Below are 24,558 nucleotides of genomic sequence, written 5' to 3'. Positions count from 1 at the left end.
TGGAAAGGCCGTACTGAATTTATAATAATAGAACCCAACCACGCTTTTTGAAAAGGACAAAGCGCTTTAAGATAAAAATCCTACACTAAATCCGTAATTTCTTACCTTTTTTACTAGAAAATTATATAGATAAAAAATCAATGCATTTTTTCTTAAAACAGTTGTAGCCAATTAACCTTTGTTTTTTTGTTTAGCTTATTTATAGAAGCAACTTGATCGAATGGTATCGGCTTATCAACCATGATAGGACCAATTTCTGGCAATTTAACTGCAACAGTTTTATTACGTTGTTCTTGTTCAACAGCAGCTGCTTTAGCTAATTCTTTTTTGTTCCTTGTATTGCGCTGCTCTTTTAACAAAACAGTTTCTCTTTTTTTCGCAACATTTTCCGACGCTAATGAATATGGGGCAGCATTTCCAGGAGTATAAGAGGACATTAAATATGCAGCATCATAATAGCCAACAGGTGCTTCAGCAATATATTCTACTTTAACATCTGCGACCCCCCTATCTACATACCCCAATATTGCCGCAGCTTGCCTTGATAAATCAATGATTCTGTCTTTCATAAAAGGTCCGCGATCATTCACTCTAACAACGATTGAAGACCCATTTTTCAAATTAGTAACACGAGCATAGCTAGGTAAAGGCATTGTAGGATGAGCAGCAGTCAAAAGATTCATGTCATAAATTTCACCGTTGGCAGTTAAACGTCCATGAAAATCTGAACCATACCATGATGCTTCGCCAACACGTTTATAAGTTGGATCACTTTGAGGATAATACCACTTTCCTTTTATTTGATAAGGTTTACCAACAATCGCTCGTCCACGCTTTTTTTCTTCCGATTGATTCTTCTTATTGGATACTTGTTGAGGTAGTACAGAAGTGTTTACGTTAATTGGTTTATTATGATAGGAATCTTTTATTGAAAAATTCATAGTTTGGCTTGCGCAACAAGATACCAGTGACTGAGAAATGACGATCATAGAAAACAATTGAAGTGTTGGTTTAATCATAAAAGTAATTTTCTTTTTTCTATTTGAAGGCATCTATTCAGTCCACTTATTTCTGTTAAGTACTACTTGTAAAAACCACGTCACGCTTTTTGTACGCAACGGAAGAATTTACGTTTTTAAATGATTCCCCTCGCGCATACACCACTCTTGAATTGGCCCCTTCTATCAAGAAATTAACGTATTGTTAACCTTTTTATGGTTTTCATACAAAATAAATGTACTATAGTAGATGTTAAAAAGATTAAAATTTAAACAAATCAACATCTTATAGAAAATTCATTTCATAATATAAGTGTGAATAAGTGGTGATTTTAGCAACTGTTTTGCGAATCATGTAATGCAGTGGGTATTAAAAAACCACCTATGGATTGAGAAAATTAGAAACCGCATGTGCTGCCAACGCAGGTACAACCCTATCCGTAAGTTTGTTGAAAATGGAGACAGCATAGCACCGCTCTATTCCAAAAACAGCTGATAGAAAATGACAGACTATAGAATCGATAAAAACTTCAAAAAGAATCAAAACAAAAAAGATTCTTAAATTTTTTATAGCCTATTGATATTACTTAAATTTGGTGAGCGCGCAGGGATTCGAACCCTGGACCTACTGATTAAAAGTCAGTTGCTCTACCAGCTGAGCTACGCGCTCTCACACAAGCTATCTAGTTTGCATACTATCTAGTTTGCAGAAAGTGAAGGGAACATACGGTTGACTTTCCATTTGGTCAACACCTTTTGGAAAAAAATATTATTATTTTCTTCAGTTATCAATAATTTTCCGTTTTCGCCCCTTTACTTCATCATTGTATAAGTACTCTTTAATCTTCTTTTTGAAGTTTCAATAAAGGAAAAATTTCACTGCAAAATATTGCATAGATTCGAAGCGTTAAAATTATGAGAAATACCTCCTTCCCCTCACATGGGTTGTTGAGCATAATGGGTAGAGAAGAAAAAATACCTTTTATTATAATATTATTTTTATATCTTTATATTTTAGTGTTCAATTTTCAAATATGAATACAGCTTTATAAGATAATATATTGATTTATAATAATTTATTATTTTTTTACTTGAGTGAAAATTCTCAAATACTGTAAGTTTTTCTCATTTCAAATCTTTTTTATATTGAAACAATAAAAAGCATTTTCTTGACCGATATAAGCGAGAGAATAAAACTATAAAAAAGAAATGAAAATACCTTTTATGCCTCCTTTCAATAACCAAAAATTATCGCAACATTAGGGTTCATGAAAATAGTATATAGCGGTTGACACGTTAGACTTGAAAATGGAACAATGAGCAACAATGGCTTTGAGAGTATGATTTTTATTCATGTATAATGAATATATAATGAAAGCCAATTTATCCTATAGAATCAAGTAGATATGAAGAAAAAATTTAGTCTCATTGAAAATATCCCGAATGACTATAAATTATGCTCACTATTAGAGCTGTAGATAATTTTACTAAGAATAAAAAAGCAGAAATAATATGCAGTATGCAAAATTATTTTAAGTGTTTTGAATATATAGAATGCCTTCTAATTAACTTTTTTATATCAAAAATTACAAAATACGTAGATATATTTTTAGAAGAAAAGGATAATACTAGTCACAAAATTTAGTGTTGGATAATTCAGTCAGAACTATAAAGTATATTTATACATTATTTAATATTAATGTAGATATACAGTATATAAATAATAATTTAAATATATCTATAAATAAACATATTGATTTATTAAACGATAAGATCAAAACAAAGAAAATAATTTTGATTTGGCGATAAAAAATTGTAAAAGTGTTATATATACATGTATTTTTACTTTACTAATTTTTATTATTTTGATTGGAATGTTGAATGCTAACATGTAAACAGTATGAGCTACTCTTGTTTATTCATAACCATATAAAAGAAACTGGTGTTCCTCCTTCTTTTGAAGAAATGAAAAATGCATTAGAACTTTCTTCAAAGTCTGGTATTCATAAGCTCATTATAGCCTTAGAACAACGAGGTTTTATACGTCGCTTGCCCAATCGTGCTCGTGCTGTGGAGGTGATTCGACTTCCTGAGAAAATAACATTTAACCTTTCTTTAGCACGTAAAATTTCTCCCAGTATGATAGAAAGAAAGAAAAGGGAAATATCAAAAAGCTTGAGTCCCTTTGATGAAGAAGAAAAAAAAAATATCACCATTCCTATTATGGGACGTATTTCTGCGAGCGTACCCGCCTCTGCTATACTGCAACAAATAAACAGCCTTTCTCTTCCACTCGATATGGTTAATACAGGTGAGCACTACGCATTAGAAGTTAAAGATGATTCTATGATGGAGGCTGGTATCCTTGATAAAGATACGATCATTGTGAAACGTCAAAATACAGCAATAACAGGTGAAATTATTGTTGCGTTTATTGATAAAAAAGAAGCCACATTAAAACGTTATCGACGCAAAGGAGCTTCTATTGCATTAGAAGCCGCAAATCCTCATTATGAAGTACGGACATACGAATCCGAGCGTGTAGAAATACAAGGCAAACTTACCGGTCTTATTCGCAAATATTAAAAAATAAACCTTATAGTACGCGATAGATATCGCAGTAAGAAGCTGTTGAGTATTTTTTTATTGTGCCACACGCAATTGACTTCTTCTCCACAGTCAAAGGATGGCCCCAATTCGGTTTATAAACAATCCAGATCCTTATCGAGCGGGTTTCACTTTCCCTTCCCTCCATGTTCTTCACTTAATGCAAGGCTTGACAAGTAAGTTTTAAAATATTCACCACGTTCTTTGAAAAGAACTTAAATGCTTTGAAGGAAGCTGTCTTATATCATCATCCTCAATAACGGAATTTTACGATATAATAAGACAAAATTGTATGCATGCATAAAAACACATAAAATTTTGTAGAAAAAAATCAAATAACTTTGTAACAGATTGTATTGCATAGGTATAAAAATAAAGAACATTATTTTTAAATTAATAAAAGCGTAACTCAATCATTCATAGTAATTGTAGGATCATCATGGTAGCACCTCGTATTAGTTTTGTCTCCCTCGGATGCCCAAAAGCACTCGTAGATTCTGAGCGAATTATTACACGCCTTCGCTCTGAAGGGTATGAGATTTCACGTCAACATCAAGGAGCTGATGTCGTTATTGTGAATACCTGTGGTTTTCTTGACTCGGCAAGGAGAGAATCATTAGCCAATATTGATGAAGCTCTTAAAAAAAATGGAAAAGTTATTGTAACAGGGTGTCTTGGTGCTGATCCTGATGCTATTCGCCAAACATATCCTAATGTATTGGCTATTACAAAACCGCAAGCTTATGAAAGCGTTATAGAAGCTGTTCATACAGCAATTCCTCCTGTTCATGATCCTTTTCTTGATTTAGTTCCTCCCCAAGGTATTCGTTTAACACCTCGCCATTACGCCTACTTAAAGATTTCTGAAGGATGCTCTAATCGGTGTAGTTTTTGTATCATCCCTACTTTGCGTGGTGATCTCACTTCACGTCCCATCAGCGATGTTCTTCGTGAAGCTGAAAAACTCGTGCAAGCGGGTGTAAAAGAACTTTTGGTTATTTCACAGGATACGAGTGCTTATGGTGTTGATCTTAAATATCTCGAAAATTCTTGGAAAGATCGTACAATCAAAACTAAATTCTTTGATCTTTGTCGCGAACTAGGCGATATGGGTATTTGGGTACGTATGCATTACGTTTATCCTTATCCCCATGTTGATGAAGTTATCGAACTTATGGCTGCAAAAAAAATTCTTCCTTATCTGGATATACCTTTTCAGCATGCATCACCAACTGTTTTGCGTCACATGAAGCGTCCCGCACTTATGGAAAAAACAAACCGTAGAATTGAAAAATGGCGGAAAATATGTCCAGATCTTACTTTGCGATCAACATTTATCGTTGGTTTTCCTGGTGAAACGAATGAAGATTTTAATATACTTCTAGAATGGCTAGAAGAAGCAAAAATTGAACGCGCGGGGTGCTTTAAATATGAAGAAGTAAAAGGAGCTGCCGCAAATGATTTGGGATTAGAAAATATTCCTGAAGAGGTGAAAGAAAACCGCTGGCATCGTTTTATGGCAAAACAACAACAAATTTCTACACATCTTTTAAAGAAAAAAATTGGAAAAAGACTCCGAGTGCTTATCGATGAAAGTCAAGGAAAAGTTGCCAAAGGACGTAGTCAGTACGATGCTCCAGAAATAGATGGTGTTGTCCATATATCATCACGACGCCCACTGCGTGTTGGTGAATTTGTCACCGTTAAAATCGAACAATCGGATGCCTATGACCTTTATGGTATAGCAGTTTAAAAATTTAACTCCTTCCCTGTCCTCAATGATGAAGATTTCTATCAGCATTGGTTTATAAAAAAGCGACTTTTCATAACAAGAACCGATCATGTGACTTACTTCATGAGAATTTACGAGCAATCCTTACTCTGAATGTTTGCTATACACTCCCAAAATACCAAGCAGTTATATATTCTCTTAATTTAATGCCTTAAATGAGCTTTAAATGGCGGTGACGGCGGCGAAAAAGAATAAAATCCACACAAGGCTCACCATTTTTAATTAACAAAAGAGCAAATCGACAACCGTACTATTTTCCCATTTTTCATATTACGACAGTCATTGGTTAGTGAAAGGAAACTTTTTTCAAGAGTGTTTTATGCACACAAGAATTTCCTTTGTGATATGCAAACGGATGTTTTTTATGGTTGCAATATAAGAGAATTTGAAACAAAACAATCTGACGATATTTAAATGAAAAAAAATAAATTATCATTATAAATAAGTCTCTTATCTTAAACTCTTTAAACTTATTTTTAAAATATCTAATTTTTATTAACACGTTTTAAAATCAAAGAATTTCTTATCAAGCAAATGACTTGGGCGTACATTTGTTAAAGCGCGAATCATCGTATCTTTACGTCCTGGCATTTGTCTTTCTATATTTTTCAGCATTTCTTTCATTGCATTACGTTGTAATCCATCTTGACTACCGCAAAGATTACAAGGAATAATTGGAAATTGCATTTCTTGAGAAAATTTTTCCATATCTTCCTCAGCAGCATAAACAAGAGGACGTAATACAAAAAGATCTCCTTCATCATTTTTAAGTTTTCCAGGCATGGCAGCTAATCGGCCACCGTGAAACAAATTCATAAAAAATGTTTCTAAAACATCATCACGATGATGACCTAAAACTAATGCAGAACATCCCTCTTCACGTGCAATACGATAGAGATTACCACGTCGTAATCGAGAACAAAGTGAACAATATGTCTGCGACTCTGCCAATTTATCTGTAACAATGGAATAAGTATCCTGATATTCAATACGATATGGAATTTTATAAGAACTTAAAAAGTCTGGAAGAATATGCTTAGGAAATCCTGGGTGCCCTTGATCAAGATTACAGGCTAGAATTTCAACGGATAAAAGACCTCGCCACTTTAAGTCTAAAAGAAGCGCTAATAAACCATAAGAGTCTTTTCCACCCGATAAAGCAACAAGCCATTTTTTCCCTGTAGAGAGCATAGAAAAATCATCCAAAGCTTGTCGCATATGACGTAAAAGTCGTTTGCGCAATTTATTAAATTCTACGCTTGAAGGAGCAACACGAAACATTGGATGACAATTATCTGCTTCGCTTATTAAAGGATCATCTCTCCCTTTGTTTTCTTCTATTGCCTGATATTCAACTGAAACATCATTCATAATACCATATCCTGCACAATAAACGGCTCGTTTTGCAAAGATAAAAACAAATATTAAAGCAAGCTTACATTTATGTTTTTTGAATTTATAAATTAGATACACAAAAAAGAAATGGAACTATACAAATTTATGACTATAAAACATAGCAATAAACTTAATATAGAACCATTTACAAAAAGAACTTATTAACTTCAAATATTGTAAGAATAACACAATATTTTGAAGTTATCATAATAGAAGAGAGAAACAATTTCTCTTACAGAAAAATTATCGAGAATAAAATTCAACAACCAGATTAGGTTCCATTTGCACAGCATAAGGAACATCTGCAAAAGCAGGAATACGTGTAAAGGTTGCTTTCATCTGTTTATGATCTGCTTCAATATAATCAGGGACATCACGTTCTGCCAATTGCACTGATTCTAACACTAAAACAAGTTGTTTCGATTTTTCCCGAACCTCAATAACATCACCTGGTTTACAACGATAAGATTGAATGTTTGTGCGCCGCCCATTGACATTAACATGACCGTGATTGATAAATTGGCGAGAAGCAAAAATCGTAGGTACGAATTTTGCACGATAAACAACAGCATCCAAACGTGATTCTAACAGACCGATAAGATTTTCACCAGTATCGCCCCGTCGACGAGCTGCTTCTTCATAGGTTTTATGAAATTGTTTTTCTGAAATATCTCCATAAAACCCTTTCAATTTCTGTTTAGCGCGCAACTGAACCCCATAGTCAGAAAGTTTTCCTTTACGACGCTGTCCATGCTGACCTGGACCATAATCACGACGATTGACAGGAGATTTTGGACGCCCCCAAATATTTTCTCCCATACGACGGTCAATTTTATACTTTGTTGTTTCGCGTTTACTCATCGCATTTCCTTATAAAATAAAACACGAGATCTTAAGACCCCAAGGAAACGCGCCCTCCTCTGCCTTTAAATACTAAAGACTGACAGAATACCTTAACATATCAATATGCAAAGTTATCCACGGGACACGTCAATTAATGCTATTTTCTTGAAAAAATAGCTAGATCATCATTATTGGTCTCGTAACCCAAAGTCAACTCCTTTCATGAGTTTTAAGCCAAATCCTTTAAACAAATTCTCTGTTAAAGAAGTGATATTTTTTGATGTCAACAACGCAAAATCTTGATATTTCTTTATATATTGATGGTGTATCTTTCCCGACAATGGTAATAAAGATCTGATATGTTTGGCGATCGCTTTCGCCGGATCAATCCACTCAACGGACCATAAAGCATGTTCACGAAAGAAATTAATCAAAAAAGGATAATGTGTGCAGGCTAAAACAATAACATCCGTATATTGTCCATTTTTTTCCACAAAACATGGCAGGATTTCTTTTCTTAACTCTTCTGAATCGATAGATTTTCCCCGTAAATAATCTTCAGCAAGTCCAGCCAGCTTTTTACTTCCCACAAGCTGAACATGACACTGTCCAGCAAAAGAGTTAATTAATTCATTTGTATAAGCACGTTTAACTGTTCCAGGAGTCGCTAATACGGAAATAAAACCAGATTTTGTTTGTTCAGCAGCTGATTTAATTGCAGGAACCGTTCCTACAAAAGGGACATGAGGAAAATTCTGTCGTAAATCTGCTATCATCAGTGTAGAAACAGTGTTGCAAGCAATCACACATAAAGCTGGATTGTAACGTGTTAAAAGATTTGTAAAAATCTTCAAAATACGCTCTTTCAAAATATTTTCTTTCCAATTTCCATAAGGAAATCCTGCATCATCAGCAACATAGATAAATTGCATGTCAGGGATAAGAATACGCGCTTCCCTGAACACTGTTAAACCACCAATACCGCTATCAAAAAAAAGAACAGGTCGTTCATCCATTAATTTTCACACTTATTTTTAATTTTTTTACGATCACGCTCTTCCGGTGCTCTACTCCCCCGTGGATATTGTGGCGAAAAATGATCCAAAGAAGATATAATGCCTCGCAATAAACGAACCTCAGGTTCACTAAAGTTAGCGCGCGTAAAAACAGAGCGCAAATTTGCAAGCATTACTTCTTTACGTTCTGGTGGTCTAAAATACCCACGGATATTCAAAGCCTCTTCTAACTGAGATAAAAAACCATGGAATATTGTTTTATTTGCAGGTTCCATCTCTGCTGCACGAAATGCCGTATCGCTGACATTCTCTAAACCAGCTTTCATCCATTCGTAAGACATTAAAAGAACCGCTTGCGCAATATTAAGTGACGCAAAAGCAGGATTAACTGGAAAAGTAATAATTTCATCAACAAGGCTGATTTCATCATTTTCTAGTCCCCATCTCTCTCTTCCAAAGACAATCCCAGTCTTATGTCCGATACTTTCACGCTGACGTAATACGCTTGCTGCTTCGACAGCACTTTTTACAGTTTTAAATCCACATCTTTCACGTGCTGTTGTGGCAAAAACATAGTGTAAATCTGCAATTGAATCACGCAATGTGTTAAAAATCACAGCATTGTTAATGACATGATCAGCTTTACTCGCAGCAGCTCTAGCTTTTTCATTTGGAAACATCTCTCGAGGATTGACTAATCGAAGCTTAGAAAGCCCAAAATTTGCCATTGCCCTTGCGACCATACCAATGTTTTCAGGAAGCTGCGGTTCAACTAAAATAATAATGGGACCATTTGTTAAATTTTCACGATTCCTATTCGTTCCTGCCATCAATTTTACCTAGTTTCACTTAAACTATCTCCCTCTCCACTATTTTTACGAAACCTTTTTCACAATACTCTAATGCTGTTTAATAATAAATTATAGATAATCTATCTTTTCATTCAAAGATAATAGTTTCTAAACCTAATAATAAATTTTAAAAGCCATTAAAGTGAACGATGGAATTTATAACAATTTATATAAGATATCGTAGCGTTTTTTACATCAATTTTATCTTTTTTAATAGGGAACAGCCCCTATAAATCATAATCTCAGTTGAATTATGAAATCATAAATCCTAAAAAAGGGATATGCACTTTATTCCCAAACTTTTTCCTGCAAAGCTTATCCGTCGTTATAAACGTTTCCTTGCGGATGTTCAACAAGATGATCAGCATGTCCTCACCGTGTCTGTACCTAATACAGGATCAATGCTTGGATTAACAGCTTTCAACACCAATATTTGGCTTTCTTATCATAACAACATCAAACGAAAATATGCCTATCAATTAGAAATTATTGAAGCCGATAATACTTTGGTTGGTATTAATACTTCTTTACCCAATAAACTTGCGTTAGAAGCAATTCAAAACGGATTACTACCAGAATTAAATGGATATAAAACAATTTTAAAAGAACAACGCTATGGGACACAATCACGAATTGACTTTCTTTTACGTGATGACATTCTTCCTGATTGTTACCTAGAAGTCAAAAATGTTCATTTTATTCGTCAGAAAGGATTAGCAGAATTTCCTGATAGCGAAACAAAACGTGGTGCACGTCACCTTGATGAGCTCATAGGAGTTGTACAACAAGGAAAACGAGCTGCTATGCTTTATATTATTCAACGAGAAGATTGCTCAGCTTTTACAATTTGTCATGATCTTGATCCACTCTATGGACGTAAGTTTGATTTAGCATTAAAATCAGGAGTAGAATGTTATGCTGTAAAGTGTCATGTAAGTGTAGAAGGCATTTTTCCGATTCAGAGAGTAAAAATAGAAAATAGAAGAAACAATGACTGAGTATATCGAATATAATAAAATCCCTTTAAAATTTAATGGAAAAATCCGCATTTTCGATGATTATGCTTTTGCTAAAATGCGTGAAGTTGGTCGTATTGCTGCAGAATGCCTTGATGCGCTTACAGATATTATTAAGCCGGGCGTTACTACGCAAGAAATAGATGATTTTGTATTTATTTTTGGAGCTAAGCGAGGAGCACTTCCTGCTGATCTAAATTATCATGGATACAGCCATTCATGCTGTACATCTATCAATCACGTTGTCTGCCATGGCATTCCCAATAAAAGACCTTTGCAAGAAGGTGATATTGTAAATGTTGATGTAACCTTTATCCTTGATGGTTGGCATGGGGATTCAAGCCGAATGTATCCTGTTGGAAAAATTAGGCGTGCCGCAGAACGCTTGCTAAAAATAACCTATGAAAGTCTTATGCAAGGAATCGCTGTCGTTAAGCCTGGAGCAACGACAGGTGATATTGGGGCAGCCATTCAACAGTATGCAGAATCTGAACGCTGTTCAATTGTGAGAGATTTTTGCGGACATGGTATCGGCCAGCTTTTTCATGATGCTCCCAATATTCTCCATTATGGAAATCCTGGAGAAGGAGTTGAATTAAAACAAGGTATGATGTTTACAATTGAGCCTATGATTAACCTTGGTAAACCACAAGTTAAGATTTTATCTGACGGTTGGACTGCTGTTACCCGTGACCGCTCTCTGACAGCACAATATGAACATACAATTGGTGTTACAAATGAAGGGTATGAAATATTTACACAATCTCCTAAAAATATTTTTTATATTCCAAATTCCCATACCTAACGCAATGTAGAGATGTTATGGCTAAAAAATTAAATCAAAAGGAAGATACTCAAAGTAATCACTTTGCATTAACATCGAGTTCTCCACTCACCCCAGTATCAGAAAGAAAAAGTGAAGAGCCTCAGAAAAACGCACAGCTTCATAAACATTATCAAGGCCATCGTGAACGTCTTCGGAAGCGCTATTTAAAGTCAAAAGGAAATGCAATTGAAGATTATGAATATCTTGAATTATTGCTTTTTCGCACAATACCCCGTGCAAACACAAAACCCATAGCTAAAAATTTGATAGCGCGTTTTGGTTCATTAGCTGATGTGTTGGGAGCGGATATTCACCGACTTCAAGAAATTCCAGGATGTGGTCCCGCCACTGCAGTTGATTTAAAAATTATTTCAGATGTTGCTGGACGTCTTGCTCGTGCGCAATTGTTTAAGCGCGATATTTTTTCATCATGGGATAAAGTGTTAGCGTATTGTAAAGCTGTTATGGCTCACGAAACACGTGAACAGTTTCGTATTTTGTTTCTTGATAAGAAAAACGGCTTACTTGCTGATGAGGTGCAACAAACTGGAACCATTGATCATACCCCTGTTTATCCTCGTGAAGTTATTTCTCGAGCTTTAGAGTTATCCGCATCAGGACTTATCTTAGTCCACAATCACCCTTCTGGCGATTCCACCCCCTCTAATGCAGATATAACAATGACATATAGATTAAAAGATGCAGCAAATGCATTAGGCATTATTATCCATGACCATCTTATTATTGCACGAAATAACCATACGAGTTTTAAAGCGTTAAAACTTATATAAATCTTATGGGATAAAAAAGACTTCATTCAACTATGAATAACGAATCAATTTTCTAAATCAATATCTAATATAGCCATTGAGAAATTATAGGAGAGCTCATCTTCATCTTCATCTCGATAGATAATGCCTAAAAACTCATCTCCTATATAAACCTCACAAGAATCACTCTTTTTAGGCCGTGCTCTGACTTGCAATGCTGAGTTTTGGAATATATTTTTAAAATAATTATCAAGTTTTTTTATTTCATCAGCATTCACTATGCTCTCCTGTTTTTTTGAAACGATTAAAATAATTGCGTGTCGTGCAAATAAGACACTCTTATGATTCTGTAAAGTCAGTAAAAAAGCATAATCTGAATATTTACTTAATATTACATATATTCACAACGTTCTTTATACATTCATAAAGAACGTTTACAAAAGGAGTCTATCATTATTAAATATACCCGTATAGATTAAAAAATGGCAAAAAAAAACTGTATATTTTTAATAATTTTACTTTATCTCCAATTTTAGCATCTGTATTTAAAATGCATATTCGTAAGAATAAATTGATCAATAATTTATAATTTTGTTTATTTTATAAAAAATACAAATAAAAATATTTTTTTATTTAAAACTACATTTTTTAGCAAAAAATATTTATTACATCATTCGAAAATAATTCTTTTTAATAACCTTTAAAGTATAATTATCTAATCTTAGAATAATTACCTCTCTGGAAAATATACAAAATAAGCTAATAAGAGTTTATTTTTCTTTTCATTTTTTATAAAAACTTACGTCATAACAGAAAGATTTTTTAATAAGCTTTTTTCAATTTATACGAAATAAAAATATTGGGTATTTCTGTAAATTCTAAAAGCTATGAAGAGTTCTTATTTTATAGGATAACGAGAAAGAAAATCGATAACGCCTTTTTTATAAACTTTATCGCCTACAGCAAGCATATGATCTCGATCAGGAATTGATAAAGCTTCACCACAAGGCAACAAGGCTGCCAATGGCTCTGCATCACCGCCAATTTCATCTAATGAACCAACGGCAACAAGTGCTGGTTGTTTGATTTTGTAAACTTCAGACGCCGTTAACTCCTGTTTTGATGTAATGATACAAGCAGCAAGAGCACGCCTATCGCTTTTCGTTTGATCTGCAAATTTACGGAACATTAAACCGCGCGTATTGGTAATAGTGGAAATATCTTCTGCTAAAAGGGCCTCAGCAACGGGCTCCCAATTTCCTGCTCCCGTCACCATACCAATACCTAAACCACCAAAAATAACACTGTGTACATATGTTGGATGCAAAAGAGCCATGAAAGCACTAATACGAGCCCCCATAGAATATCCCATAACATGGGCTTTAGATAACTCTAAATGCTGCAGTAACTTTACTGCGTCGCCAGCCATAGCTTGAGGTGTATAAAAGATAGGATCATAACTTTTAACTGAATCTCCGTGACCACGATTATCAAGAGCAATAACACGATATCCTGCTTCCGTGAGAATACGAAACCAACCTGTTGCATACCAATTCACCCGTGCAGAAGATCCAAAACCATGGATCAACAAAACAGGAGCGCCTTGTCCTTCTTCTCGATAAGCAAATCGCAAACCATTATATTCAAAAAAACGAATATCTTCAGCGGTCATTTTTTATTGCACTTTCCACAAAGTACAGGATGAATAACACGTTGTCCTTTTTGTATCTGTTTTTCAGAAACTTCACCAGCATTAATTTCAAGTGCAAAAGCTGCAGGAACTTCTGATGAAATGGTATTTGTTGAAAATGGAGAAGTATTTTCAATAATCGATACAATAATTCCCTCAGAGTTTAAGAAAATCATATCTAAAGGTAAAGGCGTATTTGCCATCCACATAAAAATTTTCTGCTCATCTCCCGATGGATAACTTTTTAGCTGCTTAAAGAGCATTGCACGATCGCGTGGAAAATCAGTTCGATACATTAAACCAGCTGCCGCTTGAGATGGCGTAAAAGCAATCTCTACCTTATAAAAAACCGGACCTTGCTTTGTATGTATTTCTAAAGGAATCGGATGCACAGGAATCTCTATGGGCTCCTTTGCTACAACAACACGCATATCTAACATAAAAAGCATCACCAATAAAACAATATACCCCTTTTTAAAAGGCTTTAACATTCTTGTCTCCACCACAGAAAAATTTTAAATTTTGTTTCTAAAATAAAAAGTACCAGAGTTTAAAAGTCAAAAAAAAGAGGATTGCTTCCTTGTTATTTTCTAGTTTTTTTCAACGTAATATGCGAAATTTTCTTCATTTGGTTTATGGATTAACGAGAGCCATATTTTCTTTAAAAATCTACCTCTATAGCAATTTACGGAATAACCATCTTTAAAAATATAGAAAACACACTGATTTCACTCGTGAAATTCAATGCGTAGCTAAAGGAATGCCTATGTCCGGATAAATCTCTGCTGTCATTAAACCTTTTTCTCCTTTACCAAAACGTACAAGAACAACTTGGCCGGAACGAAGCTCTGCTAAACCAAAACGGCGCAATGTTTCCATATGAATAAAAATATCTTCTGTTCCTTGCCCTCGGCTAAGAAAACCGTATCCTTTGTCACGATTAAACCATTTAACAATTGCTCGTTCTAGTCCACTTTCTGGAGTAACAACAACATGGGTACGGGCAGGAACTTCTGATGGATGAATTGCTGAAGAACAATCTATGGATTTCACCTGAACGCACTTTAACCCTCGTTCAGTTTTTTCCACAGCACAAATGACTTTAGCTCCCTCTAAAGCTGTTTGAAACCCATCCCTTCGCATTACCGTAACATGCAATAATATATCTGGAAAATGAGGTAAATCAGGTACAATAAATCCATACCCCTTACTACCATCAAACCACTTAATGACACCACTGATTTCGATAATCTCCCCACAAGCACCTATACTATCCTCAGATGGGGAACAATCCTTTAATGCATCCTTACTCGTCATAATAACGTGATCCTGTAGCTTGTAAATTGTACGATATTGATTCTCTAGGTTTAAGTAAACATTGCTCTTGTATCAACACGCAAGCCCCAAGATAAGATTTCCCCACATTGTCGTATCTTCTATGTTAATGTCAGAGAATATCAACATGAATATTTATAAAACTATTTGATTGTACACTTTACATACCTTACAAGGAGTGCCCTACAAAAGAGGTCATATAAAAGTTTTTTTACATAATGATATTTTGATTAATGTGTAACTTGCATGATGAAGAAGTTCAATATAAGGTGAAAAAACGACAATTCAATTAAGGAAAATGCGCAATGCAATTGAAGAAAATCCTTACGATAATCGCAGCATTTATGGCATTTACAGCAAATGTTTATGCGAGTGAACCTATTAAGATTGGTGTTTATCTTCCATTAAGTGGTCAAAATGCATTTGGAGGTCAGCTTGAAATTAGAGGTATAGAATTAGCCCATAAAAAAGTTCCAGAAATTTTAGGACGTAAAGTGGAACTTGTTATTATTGATAATAAATCTGATAAAGTAGAAGCGGCTAATGCTGTTATGCGTTTAACAGCAAGTGAAAAAGTGAGTGGAATCATTGGTAGCTATGGTTCTTCACTTTCGTTAGCAGGTGGTGAAATATCTGAAAAGGCAAAGACTCCAACCATTGCAACGTCCTCAACAAGTCCCCTTGTTACACAGGGTAAAAAATATTACTTTCGTGCTTGCTTTATTGATTCCTATCAAGGAGTAGGAATCGCAACTTATGTAAGCCAAACTTTACACGCAAAAAAGGCTGCTATCCTTAAAGATATTTCAAGCGATTATGCTATTGGTCTTGCAAGTTATTTTACGCGTGCTTTCAAAAAATTAGGTGGTGAAGTTATCTCAAATTTAAATTATAATTCTGGGGATCAGGACTTTTCAGCTGTTCTCACGCAAATTATCGCCCAGAAACCTGATATCTTATTCATTCCATCTTACTTTTCTGAAGGTGCTATCATCATGAAACAAGCACGAGAATTAGGGGCTAAGTTTCAAATTATGGGTGGAGATGCTATGGATAATCCAGAAACCATTACGATTGCAGGAAAAGCTGCAGAAGGTTTCTTACATACGACACTTCCCTATAGTGAGGATATGCCAAATATGTCAGTAGCTGCGCAAGAATTCACAAAAGAATGGAAAAAAGCTTACCCAGACAAAGAGCCAAATATCAATTCTGTTTTGGGATACACGAGTTATATGATGTTCATGAAGGCTATTGAAAATGCTGGTAGCACTGATCGTGAAAAAATTACTATCGCACTTAGCCAATTAAAAGATTTTCCTACCCCCTTTGGGGATATGTCAATGGATGAAAATCATAACCCTAAAATTCCTATTGGTATCATTAAAATACAGGATGGAAAACGTGTTTATTTAGAAGAAGTTAAACCTGCTTTTTAATTAAAAAGTTTTACTTACTAAAATGCAAGAATTGGTTGAGGATTTTTTTCTCAACCAAATTTAGAAATTTCTTATTGTCCTATGTAAATTAACAAATGTGGAAGGATGAGAGATGAGCACTGAAATGTTCATCCAGTACTTTTTTAATGCACTGGCATTGGGATCTCTTTATGGGCTTATTGCTATTGGCTACACCATGGTCTACGGTATACTGAGACTCATTAATTTTGCTCACGGTGATATCTTTATGCTGGGAGCATATTTTGTTTTCTTTTCCACAATTGGCTTTATGCCTGCTTGGGCAGCTTTTCTTCTTTTGTTCCTTGCTGCTCTTGTTTATTATTCGGTCTTTATAGGCTTTAAAAGGCGTCCTCCAATTTATTGGATTGCTGCTTTTTTAATTCTTGCGCTAGGATTTGTTTATTATTTTAAAATTTCCCCGCAAGACTTTACACCGATTTGGGTTTTAGCTCTTTGTTTTTCCATTTTTATTACAAGTGCTGTGGGTGTTGCTGTTGATCAATTTGCTTATAAACCTCTACGCCATGCTCCGCGTATTTCGGCACTTATCGGTGCAATTGGTGTTTCTTTTTTTATTGAAAATCTTGCTACTGTACTCTTTAGTGGTGTTCCGAAAGGTGTACAACAGCCAGACTTTCTTGTAACACCATTTTTATGGCATCTAGGATCAGGAGCAGATGGTATCATCAGAATTGCTCCCATGTCTCTGATCGTTCCCTTTGTGTCATTAATTCTTATTTTATTACTATTATGGATTATCCATAAAACAAAACCGGGTCTTGCTATGCGCGCAATCTCCCATGATATTGAAACAACACGTTTGATGGGTGTGTCTGTCAATAAAGTTATTGCGTTTACATTTGGAATAGGCTCAGCTCTTGCCGCCATAGCAGGCATTATGTGGTCTTTACGTTATCCTCAAATTCAGCCTTATATGGGTGTTCTTCCTGGTCTCAAAGCATTTATTGCTGCTGTTATCGGAGGTATTGGTTCGATACCAGGAGCAATGTTGGGAGGATTGTTATTAGGGTTTATTGAAATTATGATTATCGCATTTTTCCCCGCGCTATCTGGATATCGAGATGCCTTCGCTTTCATTTTATTGATTCTGATTCTATTGATATTGCCCACAGGATTAATGGGTAAAAGAAATCAGGAGAAAATCTAATGGCAAAGTCAGCGACAACTGTTTTATCGTGTATAAGTGTTTTAGTTCTCATAGGTTTTTTATTTTATGCTGATAGCCATTTTAATGACTATACGCTTCGTATCATCAATCTGATTGCTATTAATGCGATATTGGCAATTTCGCTTAATTTGATTTACGGTTTCACAGGTATGTTTTCTCTTGGACATGCTGGATTTATGGCTATTGGTGCTTATGTTTGCGCAATTTTACTTCTTTCCCCTGAACAAAAAGAAATGATGTGGATTCTTGAGCCTATTGCTGAACCATTATATCATTTGCAGTTACCTTTTTTTATCGCTGTTGTCGTAAGTGGTTTGTGTGCTGCTGTTGTAGGTTTATTAATTGCTTTACCAATATTGCGTCTTGGTGGCGATTATCTTGGAATTGCAACATTAGGTTTTGCGGAAATTATTCGCATTGTCATTACGAACGCAACATCGCTCACAAATGGCTCTTTGGGAATCAAAGGAATACCTCAAAATGCAACATTATGGTGGAACTATGGTTGGCTAGCATTTACAGTTCTCTTTATTGTCCTCTTACTGCAAAGCAATACTGGTAACGTATTACGTGCTATCCGTGATGATGAAATAGCTGCGAAAACTATGGGAATTAATGCTTTTTTCTACCGTAGTTTTTCCTTTACTGTTGGAGCATTTTTTGCAGGTATAGGTGGCGCATTAATGGCGGCTCTTATTTCAACCATTGATCCAAAAATGTTTAATTTTCTTCTGACTTTTAATATTTTAATGATTGTTGTTGCTGGTGGTCTCGGTTCAATTACAGGGAGCATTATTGGCAGCATTATTATTACAGTCATGCTTGAATGGCTTCGTATCATTGAAAGTCCATTTTACTTAGGTTTTATACATATTCCAGAAACCCCAGGGCTTCGTATGGTTGTTTTTTCTCTTTTATTGCTGGTAATTATCTTGTTTTGGAGAAAAGGGTTAATGGGACAACGAGAATTTTCATGGAATGGAATTTATAGCTTTTTGACACGCAAAAAGCTTTCTAATACTGAGGGAAAGCTATGAACGACAATATCCTTTCACTCAATAATATTGTAATGCGTTTTGGCGGATTAGTTGCTGTAAATAATGTTAATATGGCAATTAAACGAGGAAGTATTACTGGATTAATTGGTCCCAATGGTGCTGGAAAAACAACAGTTTTCAATATGATTTCTGGATTTTATGCTCCTACAAGCGGCATCATTCTTTTTGATGAGAAAAAAATTTCTGGAGCGTCTCCTTATATTATCTGTAGAAGCCATATTGCCAGAACATTTCAAAATATTCGTCTTTTCTCAGGGTTAACGGTTTTGCAGAATGTTATGGTAGGAGCGCATGTTCGACAAAAATATCCTTGGTTTTCTTCAGCTCTCTTTTTTTCAAAAGCAATAAAAGAAAAGAAGGAAGTTTATAAAAATTCCTTGGAGCTCCTTGAACAGCTACAACTTGATCATCTTGCCAATCAATCGGCAACAGCTTTACCTTATGGTGTGCAACGACGTCTAGAAATTGCACGTGCGTTAGCCACAAAGCCCAAATTGCTTCTTCTTGATGAACCTGTTGCTGGCATGAATCCACAAGAAAGTGAAGATCTTAGAAAATTCATAGCAAAAGTGCAAAAAGACTTTGATCTTACAATTCTTCTTATTGAGCACGATATGAAAGTGGTTATGGGGCTTTGCCAACATATTTTGGTTATGGAATATGGCTGTTGCATTGCCAGTGGTACACCAGATGAAATTCGTAATAACCCTAAAGTTATTGAAGCTTATCTTGGCGGAGATGTTTATGGATATTCTTAAAATAAAAAATCTTTACGTTCATTATGGCGCCATTAAAGCTGTCCAAAATCTTTCTATGTCCATAAAGCGGGGCAGTATTGTCACTTTAATTGGAGCCAATGGTGCAGGAAAAAGCAGTATTGTACGTTCTATTACAGGACTTAATCGCTCTGTTTATGGAGAAATTACCTATAATGGCAAATCTATTATTAAAAAATCACCAGAAGAGATTTTGCGATTAGGGATTGCTCTAAGTCCTGAAGGACGACGTATCATGCCCCATCTCACTGTTTTAGAGAATCTTCATCTAGGTGCTTATATTCGTCACGATAAGCAGGGAATTTCCCGTGATATTGAATGGATATTTGACCTTTTTCCGCGCCTACGTGAAAGAGCAAAACAGTTGGGAGGAACAATGTCAGGTGGTGAACAACAGATGGTTGCTGTGGGCCGTGCACTCATGAGCAATCCTGATATGGTCATATTAGATGAACCCTCGTTGGGGTTAGCACCACTTCTCGTTCGAGAAATTTTTTCTATTATTCGAAAAATTAATGATATGGGAAAAACTGTTCTTCTTATTGAACAAAATGCATTTGCTGCACTTTCCATAGCTGACTATGCTTATATTTTAGAGGTAGGAGATATTTTATTTCACGGTGAAGGAAAAACTATGCTCTCTGATTCGCGTGTTAAAGAAGCCTATCTTGGTGGATAAAGACTACGAATTAAGGAAATAGAGCTCATTCCCTCCACCTTTAAAAAAAGCATTTCTCATTAAGGATGAGAAATGCTCCTTTGTGAATTTTGACTATTACATCCACCATTTTTCTGCACTGAATATTCCTGCTTCTTGTTCAATAATATGCGCTATCTGAAAAATGACTTCTTCAGAAAAAGGTTTACCAATCAATTGCAATCCTAGAGGTAAACCATTTGATGACAGACCAGCAGGAACAGAAATTCCTGGTAAACCAGCCATATTGACTGGTACCGTAAAAATATCATTAAGATACATTGCTACAGCATCAGTTTTTATTTTTTCATCAGCAATACCAAAAGCAGATGTTGGTGTTGCTGGTGTCAAAATAGCATCAATGCCTGAAGCAAAACATTGATCAAAATCACGTTTTACGAGTGTTCTTACTTTTTGAGCTCTTAGATAACAGGCATCATAATAACCAGATGAAAGGACATAAGTCCCCACCAAAATACGCCGCTTGACTTCATCACCAAAACCAACAGAACGCGTATTTTCATACATCTCAATGATGTCTTTCCCAGGCATGCGCAAACCAAAACGCACACCATCATAACGCGCTAAATTAGAAGAGGCTTCTGCAGGAGCTATAATGTAATAAGAAGGTAGAGCATATTTTGTATGGGGCAAAGAAATATCTTTAATCTCAGCACCTGCTTCTTTTAACCAATTTATTCCTTTTTGCCAAAGCTCAATAATTTCTGGAGACATTCCATCCACATGATATTCTTTTGGAATACCGATTTTCATTCCTTTGATTGATTGACCAAGATAACTTTCATAATCAGGAACTGGTAAATTGACGGAAGTAGAATCTTTTTCATCAAAAGAGGCCATTGATCTGAGTAAGATAGCACAATCACGAACATCTCTAGCAACAGGTCCAGCTTGATCAAGAGATGAAGCAAACGCGACAACGCCCCATCGCGAACAACGTCCATAAGTTGGCTTTATTCCCACAGTTCCAGTAAAAGCTGCTGGTTGACGTATTGAGCCACCTGTATCGGTTGCAGTTGCACCAGCACAAATTTGTGCAGCAACAGCGGCTGCGGATCCCCCCGAAGAACCACCGGGTACGAGTTTTTCATTTGAGCCTTTTTTTCTCCATGGACTAATAACGGGACCATAATATGATGTTTCGTTGGATGAGCCCATAGCAAACTCATCCATATTAAGTTTTCCTAACATCACAGCACCATCTTGCCATAAATTAGCCGTGACAGTTGATTCATAGTGCGGTTTAAAACCATCAAGGATATTTGAACAGGCTTGAGTATGAACACCATAGGTTGCAAAAAGATCTTTAATCCCCAAGGGAATTCCTTCCAAAAGCCCTCCCTGCCCTTTCGCTAAGCGACTGTCTGATTCAGCAGCCATTTTCATTGCCTGTTCTGCTGTTATTGTTACATAAGCATTCAAAGTTGGATTCGCCAACTCTATTGCTTGTAAATAAGCTTCCGTTAATTCTGTTGCTTTGAGATTTTTCTTTGTTAGAGCATCACGAGCTTGCGCAATTGTGAGAGTTGTTAAATCAGTCATATTGGTTCTCAAATTTCAAAAATATAAAAAGTTACTCAACAATTTTTGAGACAAGAAAAAAATTTTCTTCTGTAACAGGGGCATTGGCTACAATATCTGCTGCTTTATCGCCATCTGTAACACTATCTTCACGCATTCGTAGAGTCATCGGCATCACAGATGTTAATGGCTCAACTCCACTGACATCAACTTCATTCAATTGCTCTACAAAACCTAAAATAGCATTGAATTTTTTTGTCACAGGTTCTATCTCATCATCGTGGAGGGCAATCCTTGCTAAATGTGCTATCCGCTTGACTGTCTCTTGATCAACAGACATACTCTTTACGCCTTTCTGCTTTTTTGTTTATTTATTTGATCTTTATTCTGGCTATACAAGGCTGCACTTGTAAGTGCAAGAATATTAGATAACATGAATAAAGAATATAACTATAGATCTGAAACATTAAAAAACGTATTATACCTTTATGACTGTTATTAATATAGATGAAGTTATAAAACATCTTTTGCCTAGACAAACAATAGCAGGCTTAGATTTAGGGACAAAAACTATCGGAATTGCGATTTCTGATATGGGGCTGACTGTCTCAAATCCGCGTCCTGTACTACAGCGAAAAAAATTTACAGAAGATGCTTACACACTTATTAAAATTTTTGACCGTGAAAATGTAGGCGTTATTATCATTGGCTTACCTCTTAACATGAATGGAAGCAGTGGCTCTCGTGTTCAAGCAACCAGAGCTTTTGTGAGCAATATGAAAGCTTATACAAAAATTCCATTTGTTTTTTGGGACGAACGTTTATCAACAATTGCTGCGGAACGGTCTCTTTTAGAAATGAATGTATCGCGCGCTAAAAGAGCAAGCCGTATTGATTCGGCAGCCGCCGCTTTTATATTGCAAGGTGCTCTCAATAGAATTCAAAACTTTCATCATATGGAAGGATAGAGAACATTGAGCAAATGCCCTGCATTATATCGTGCAATGAGCATCCCGTAAGAAGATCTCCATTGTCCCCCAAGGCGGCTTTCCATATAGGCATTCGCAACATGTTCTATGTCTGTAGAACGTAATGCTGCTGCTGCTGCTGCATAAGCTACTTGTTCAACAAAAAATCTTCCTGCACCTTCATTTGCTGATGCCATATCACCTGCTGACTTAATAATTTCAATTGCTCGGGGTCCCGCTGGTCCAATATCAAGAGCAATTTTTTCCAACAATTTCTGAAACAATCCCGGTGCTTTTTCAGCAATAAGAATGGCATCCTTTACCAATTGATTAGCAGAACTATTTCTCACAATTCGCGCAGGCCCATTATGCAACATTTGTGATAATGGATTATTCTCTATAAAACTTTCAATACCAAGTTGTGCAATAATTTCACCAACAATAGGCACAACCAATTGACTTACATGATAAGCAATAATAGGTGTCATAATGCGGGCAAAAGCCGCTTCAGAACGGTCATTTGCTGCATTGTCAAATGCTCTCGCTAAACGCAAAACCAATGCTTGTGAGGCAGCTATATCTAATGCAATATCTGCAAAAATACGTTCTGTCAGTGGAGGTAACGGCTGATTGGGCATTTTTTTCCGGAAAAAATCCATACCAAATTGAAGAGCCGCTCGTAAAACACCTGCCGATATGACAGATTGATCGAAACGCATCATCGTCTCGATATCTTTAATAACTTTAAGCCCTTCTCCAGCATTTCCCAAAAGCCAGCCATAACTGCCTTGGAAGTCGACAACCCCCTCTGGTGTTAAAAGTTCTCCAGATCGCTGAATTAAATGACGAATCGATATAGATCCATTTAATGCGCCATTTTCTTGTATGCGTGGAATAAAAAAACAACTTAAATGACCATCTAAATCTGCACTAACAAGATATCCGTCAGCGGTAGGATTAATAACGTTGGTTTTTACAACATTTAAACGATATAGATCACGTTCCATACTTTCATCGAAAGAAATTTTCTTAACACTTGGAAAATTGAAAGCGTATTTTTCAATATCGTCAAATGCACAAGTTAGAGAAGCAGCCTTTTTATGATGAATAGGCTTTGATGAGGAATCATATTGGCGTGATAAAAGTACATTTTGCCATTTTTTGAAGAGCTCAATATCACTAATTAAAACAGCAATAGCTGCACTCGTTATGATAACTTCATTCAAATGTCCTGTTTCTAAACCAGCAGATAAAGCTAAACGAATCGCACGAGCTTGATAGCGTACTCCATTTTCTGAGCTCGTATTTTCCCAAAGCGAGGTAACCAAACCTGCTTGTCTAGAATATTGTTGAAGAGCTTGATAGGAAGAATGGATCTCTAATCTTTCTGTTGGTTGGCCCCATTCATCATTATAGCATAGTAAAGGCTTATAATGATTCGCTAAGCAAGAAAGTTTCCATGCTTCTCGACTCGCGGCAAAATCCCCTATTTCTTCAAAACTTGCTAACAAAAACTTAGGCAAAGTAGAAGCAATACGAAACATAAGCGTATCGCTAAGAAATGTATTTTTTCGACGAGTATTTTGCGCAGATACAGCACTCATAGGTATATTCCTACATTCAAATCATTCATATCATAGACTATTTGTCTTTTTAGAGTTAAGAAACATTTATCATATTCAAACAAATGCTTGTTTAACCTGTTTAGAGAGAGATAAAGAAGAATGCT

General features: G+C 35.7%; 23 protein-coding genes and 1 tRNA gene. 11 read left to right on the top strand and 13 right to left on the bottom strand.

All coding sequences use genetic code 11. From position 1 onward, the window contains the following. Positions 1–152 precede the first annotated feature (152 nt). Entirely contained in the window at positions 153–1,052 is a 900-nt protein-coding gene (locus ACFILO_RS02025) for a septal ring lytic transglycosylase RlpA family protein (protein WP_375610370.1), read from the bottom strand. Positions 1,053–1,592: 540 nt separating this feature from the next. Beyond that, positions 1,593–1,668, bottom strand: a tRNA-Lys gene (locus ACFILO_RS02020). A gap of 1,211 nt (positions 1,669–2,879) precedes the next feature. Here ACFILO_RS02020 and lexA point away from each other — a divergent pair. Together lexA and rimO are read left to right on the top strand one after the other, a co-directional pair. Beyond that, entirely contained in the window at positions 2,880–3,584 is a 705-nt protein-coding gene (lexA, locus tag ACFILO_RS02015; protein ID WP_375634102.1) for a transcriptional repressor LexA, read from the top strand. Between the two features lie 460 nt (positions 3,585–4,044). Then, positions 4,045–5,358, top strand: coding sequence for a 30S ribosomal protein S12 methylthiotransferase RimO (gene rimO / locus ACFILO_RS02010; RefSeq protein ID WP_375629851.1), 1,314 nt, complete (start codon positions 4,045–4,047; stop codon positions 5,356–5,358). Positions 5,359–5,892: 534 nt separating this feature from the next. Here the strand turns inward: rimO and ttcA are convergent. The 4 genes from ttcA to ACFILO_RS01990 all read right to left on the bottom strand — a co-directional run bounded on the left by ttcA (position 5,893) and on the right by ACFILO_RS01990 (position 9,481). Continuing rightward, positions 5,893–6,768 (bottom strand): tRNA 2-thiocytidine(32) synthetase TtcA, encoded by an 876-nt coding sequence (gene ttcA / locus ACFILO_RS02005; RefSeq protein WP_375628128.1) that lies wholly within the window; start codon positions 6,766–6,768, stop codon positions 5,893–5,895. Positions 6,769–7,035: 267 nt separating this feature from the next. Continuing rightward, the gene (gene rpsD / locus ACFILO_RS02000; protein ID WP_273722651.1) at positions 7,036–7,653 is read right to left on the bottom strand and encodes a 30S ribosomal protein S4; all 618 of its coding nucleotides are present in this window, start codon (positions 7,651–7,653) and stop codon (positions 7,036–7,038) included. Between the two features lie 170 nt (positions 7,654–7,823). Beyond that, positions 7,824–8,651, bottom strand: coding sequence for a glutamate racemase (gene murI / locus ACFILO_RS01995; RefSeq protein WP_375611921.1), 828 nt, complete (start codon positions 8,649–8,651; stop codon positions 7,824–7,826). Beyond that, positions 8,651–9,481 carry an RNA methyltransferase gene (locus ACFILO_RS01990; RefSeq protein ID WP_375632222.1) on the bottom strand — a complete coding sequence of 277 codons (831 nt, stop codon included), beginning with the start codon at positions 9,479–9,481 and terminating at the stop codon, positions 8,651–8,653. The genes murI and ACFILO_RS01990 overlap by 1 nt, the downstream gene beginning before the upstream one ends. Positions 9,482–9,783: 302 nt before the next feature. Here ACFILO_RS01990 and sfsA point away from each other — a divergent pair, with 302 nt between their 5' ends. Genes sfsA through radC form a run of 3 tightly spaced genes read left to right on the top strand, consistent with a single transcriptional unit; the run spans position 9,784 to position 12,135 of the window. Further along, complete coding sequence (sfsA, locus tag ACFILO_RS01985; RefSeq protein WP_375611922.1) at positions 9,784–10,500, top strand: DNA/RNA nuclease SfsA; 717 nt, start codon at positions 9,784–9,786, stop codon at positions 10,498–10,500. Continuing rightward, positions 10,493–11,323, top strand: coding sequence for a type I methionyl aminopeptidase (gene map / locus ACFILO_RS01980; RefSeq protein ID WP_375611923.1), 831 nt, complete (start codon positions 10,493–10,495; stop codon positions 11,321–11,323). The genes sfsA and map overlap by 8 nt, the downstream gene beginning before the upstream one ends. Before the next feature lie 17 nt (positions 11,324–11,340). Next, positions 11,341–12,135 carry a DNA repair protein RadC gene (gene radC / locus ACFILO_RS01975; protein ID WP_375613419.1) on the top strand — a complete coding sequence of 265 codons (795 nt, stop codon included), beginning with the start codon at positions 11,341–11,343 and terminating at the stop codon, positions 12,133–12,135. A gap of 44 nt (positions 12,136–12,179) precedes the next feature. Here the strand turns inward: radC and ACFILO_RS01970 are convergent, their stop codons facing one another. The 4 genes from ACFILO_RS01970 to ACFILO_RS01955 all read right to left on the bottom strand — a co-directional run bounded on the left by ACFILO_RS01970 (position 12,180) and on the right by ACFILO_RS01955 (position 15,121). Further along, positions 12,180–12,392: a DUF3126 family protein gene (locus ACFILO_RS01970; protein ID WP_375638411.1), complete on the bottom strand. Its 213-nt coding sequence runs from the start codon at positions 12,390–12,392 to the stop codon at positions 12,180–12,182. A gap of 620 nt (positions 12,393–13,012) precedes the next feature. Further along, positions 13,013–13,786 carry an alpha/beta fold hydrolase gene (locus tag ACFILO_RS01965; RefSeq protein ID WP_375613418.1) on the bottom strand — a complete coding sequence of 258 codons (774 nt, stop codon included), beginning with the start codon at positions 13,784–13,786 and terminating at the stop codon, positions 13,013–13,015. Beyond that, a complete protein-coding gene (locus tag ACFILO_RS01960; protein WP_375613417.1) occupies positions 13,783–14,295 on the bottom strand; it encodes a DUF192 domain-containing protein in 513 nt (170 codons plus the stop codon). Before ACFILO_RS01960 ends, ACFILO_RS01965 begins: the two co-directional genes overlap by 4 nt. 250 nt (positions 14,296–14,545) lie before the next feature. Then, entirely contained in the window at positions 14,546–15,121 is a 576-nt protein-coding gene (locus tag ACFILO_RS01955; RefSeq protein WP_273791031.1) for a cold-shock protein, read from the bottom strand. A gap of 323 nt (positions 15,122–15,444) precedes the next feature. Between ACFILO_RS01955 and ACFILO_RS01950 the strand changes: the two genes are divergently transcribed. The 5 genes from ACFILO_RS01950 (at position 15,445) to ACFILO_RS01930 (ending at position 20,301) form a co-directional block, all read left to right on the top strand. Then, complete coding sequence (locus ACFILO_RS01950; protein ID WP_273791030.1) at positions 15,445–16,578, top strand: ABC transporter substrate-binding protein; 1,134 nt, start codon at positions 15,445–15,447, stop codon at positions 16,576–16,578. A gap of 112 nt (positions 16,579–16,690) precedes the next feature. Next, positions 16,691–17,767, top strand: a complete 1,077-nt coding sequence (locus ACFILO_RS01945; RefSeq protein WP_375611928.1) for a branched-chain amino acid ABC transporter permease — start codon at positions 16,691–16,693, stop codon at positions 17,765–17,767. Then, the gene (locus tag ACFILO_RS01940; protein ID WP_375677754.1) at positions 17,767–18,825 is read left to right on the top strand and encodes a branched-chain amino acid ABC transporter permease; all 1,059 of its coding nucleotides are present in this window, start codon (positions 17,767–17,769) and stop codon (positions 18,823–18,825) included. The genes ACFILO_RS01945 and ACFILO_RS01940 overlap by 1 nt, the downstream gene beginning before the upstream one ends. Further along, on the top strand, positions 18,822–19,604 hold the full coding sequence (locus ACFILO_RS01935; protein ID WP_375611930.1) for an ABC transporter ATP-binding protein: 783 nt from the start codon (positions 18,822–18,824) through the stop codon (positions 19,602–19,604). The genes ACFILO_RS01940 and ACFILO_RS01935 overlap by 4 nt, the downstream gene beginning before the upstream one ends. Continuing rightward, positions 19,591–20,301, top strand: a complete 711-nt coding sequence (locus tag ACFILO_RS01930) for an ABC transporter ATP-binding protein (RefSeq protein WP_375677753.1) — start codon at positions 19,591–19,593, stop codon at positions 20,299–20,301. Before ACFILO_RS01935 ends, ACFILO_RS01930 begins: the two co-directional genes overlap by 14 nt. Before the next feature lie 96 nt (positions 20,302–20,397). Here ACFILO_RS01930 and gatA read toward each other — a convergent pair whose 3' ends face one another. Both gatA and gatC read right to left on the bottom strand, forming a co-directional pair. After that, on the bottom strand, positions 20,398–21,882 hold the full coding sequence (gene gatA / locus ACFILO_RS01925; protein WP_375677752.1) for an Asp-tRNA(Asn)/Glu-tRNA(Gln) amidotransferase subunit GatA: 1,485 nt from the start codon (positions 21,880–21,882) through the stop codon (positions 20,398–20,400). Positions 21,883–21,913: 31 nt separating this feature from the next. After that, entirely contained in the window at positions 21,914–22,201 is a 288-nt protein-coding gene (gatC, locus tag ACFILO_RS01920; RefSeq protein ID WP_375606898.1) for an Asp-tRNA(Asn)/Glu-tRNA(Gln) amidotransferase subunit GatC, read from the bottom strand. Between the two features lie 148 nt (positions 22,202–22,349). Here gatC and ruvX point away from each other — a divergent pair, with 148 nt between their 5' ends. Further along, entirely contained in the window at positions 22,350–22,829 is a 480-nt protein-coding gene (gene ruvX, locus ACFILO_RS01915; RefSeq protein ID WP_375611932.1) for a Holliday junction resolvase RuvX, read from the top strand. Here ruvX and ACFILO_RS01910 read toward each other — a convergent pair. Next, a complete protein-coding gene (locus ACFILO_RS01910) occupies positions 22,814–24,433 on the bottom strand; it encodes an acyl-CoA dehydrogenase family protein (RefSeq protein ID WP_375632217.1) in 1,620 nt (539 codons plus the stop codon). The genes ruvX and ACFILO_RS01910 overlap by 16 nt on opposite strands. Positions 24,434–24,558 lie beyond the last annotated feature (125 nt).

The organism is Bartonella sp. AP72JLCBS, from assembly GCF_042195705.1.
Taxonomy (GTDB): Bacteria; Pseudomonadota; Alphaproteobacteria; order Rhizobiales; family Rhizobiaceae; genus Bartonella.
Note: the sequence above shows the minus strand (reverse complement) of the source record. Positions and strands in the feature narration are given on the sequence as shown.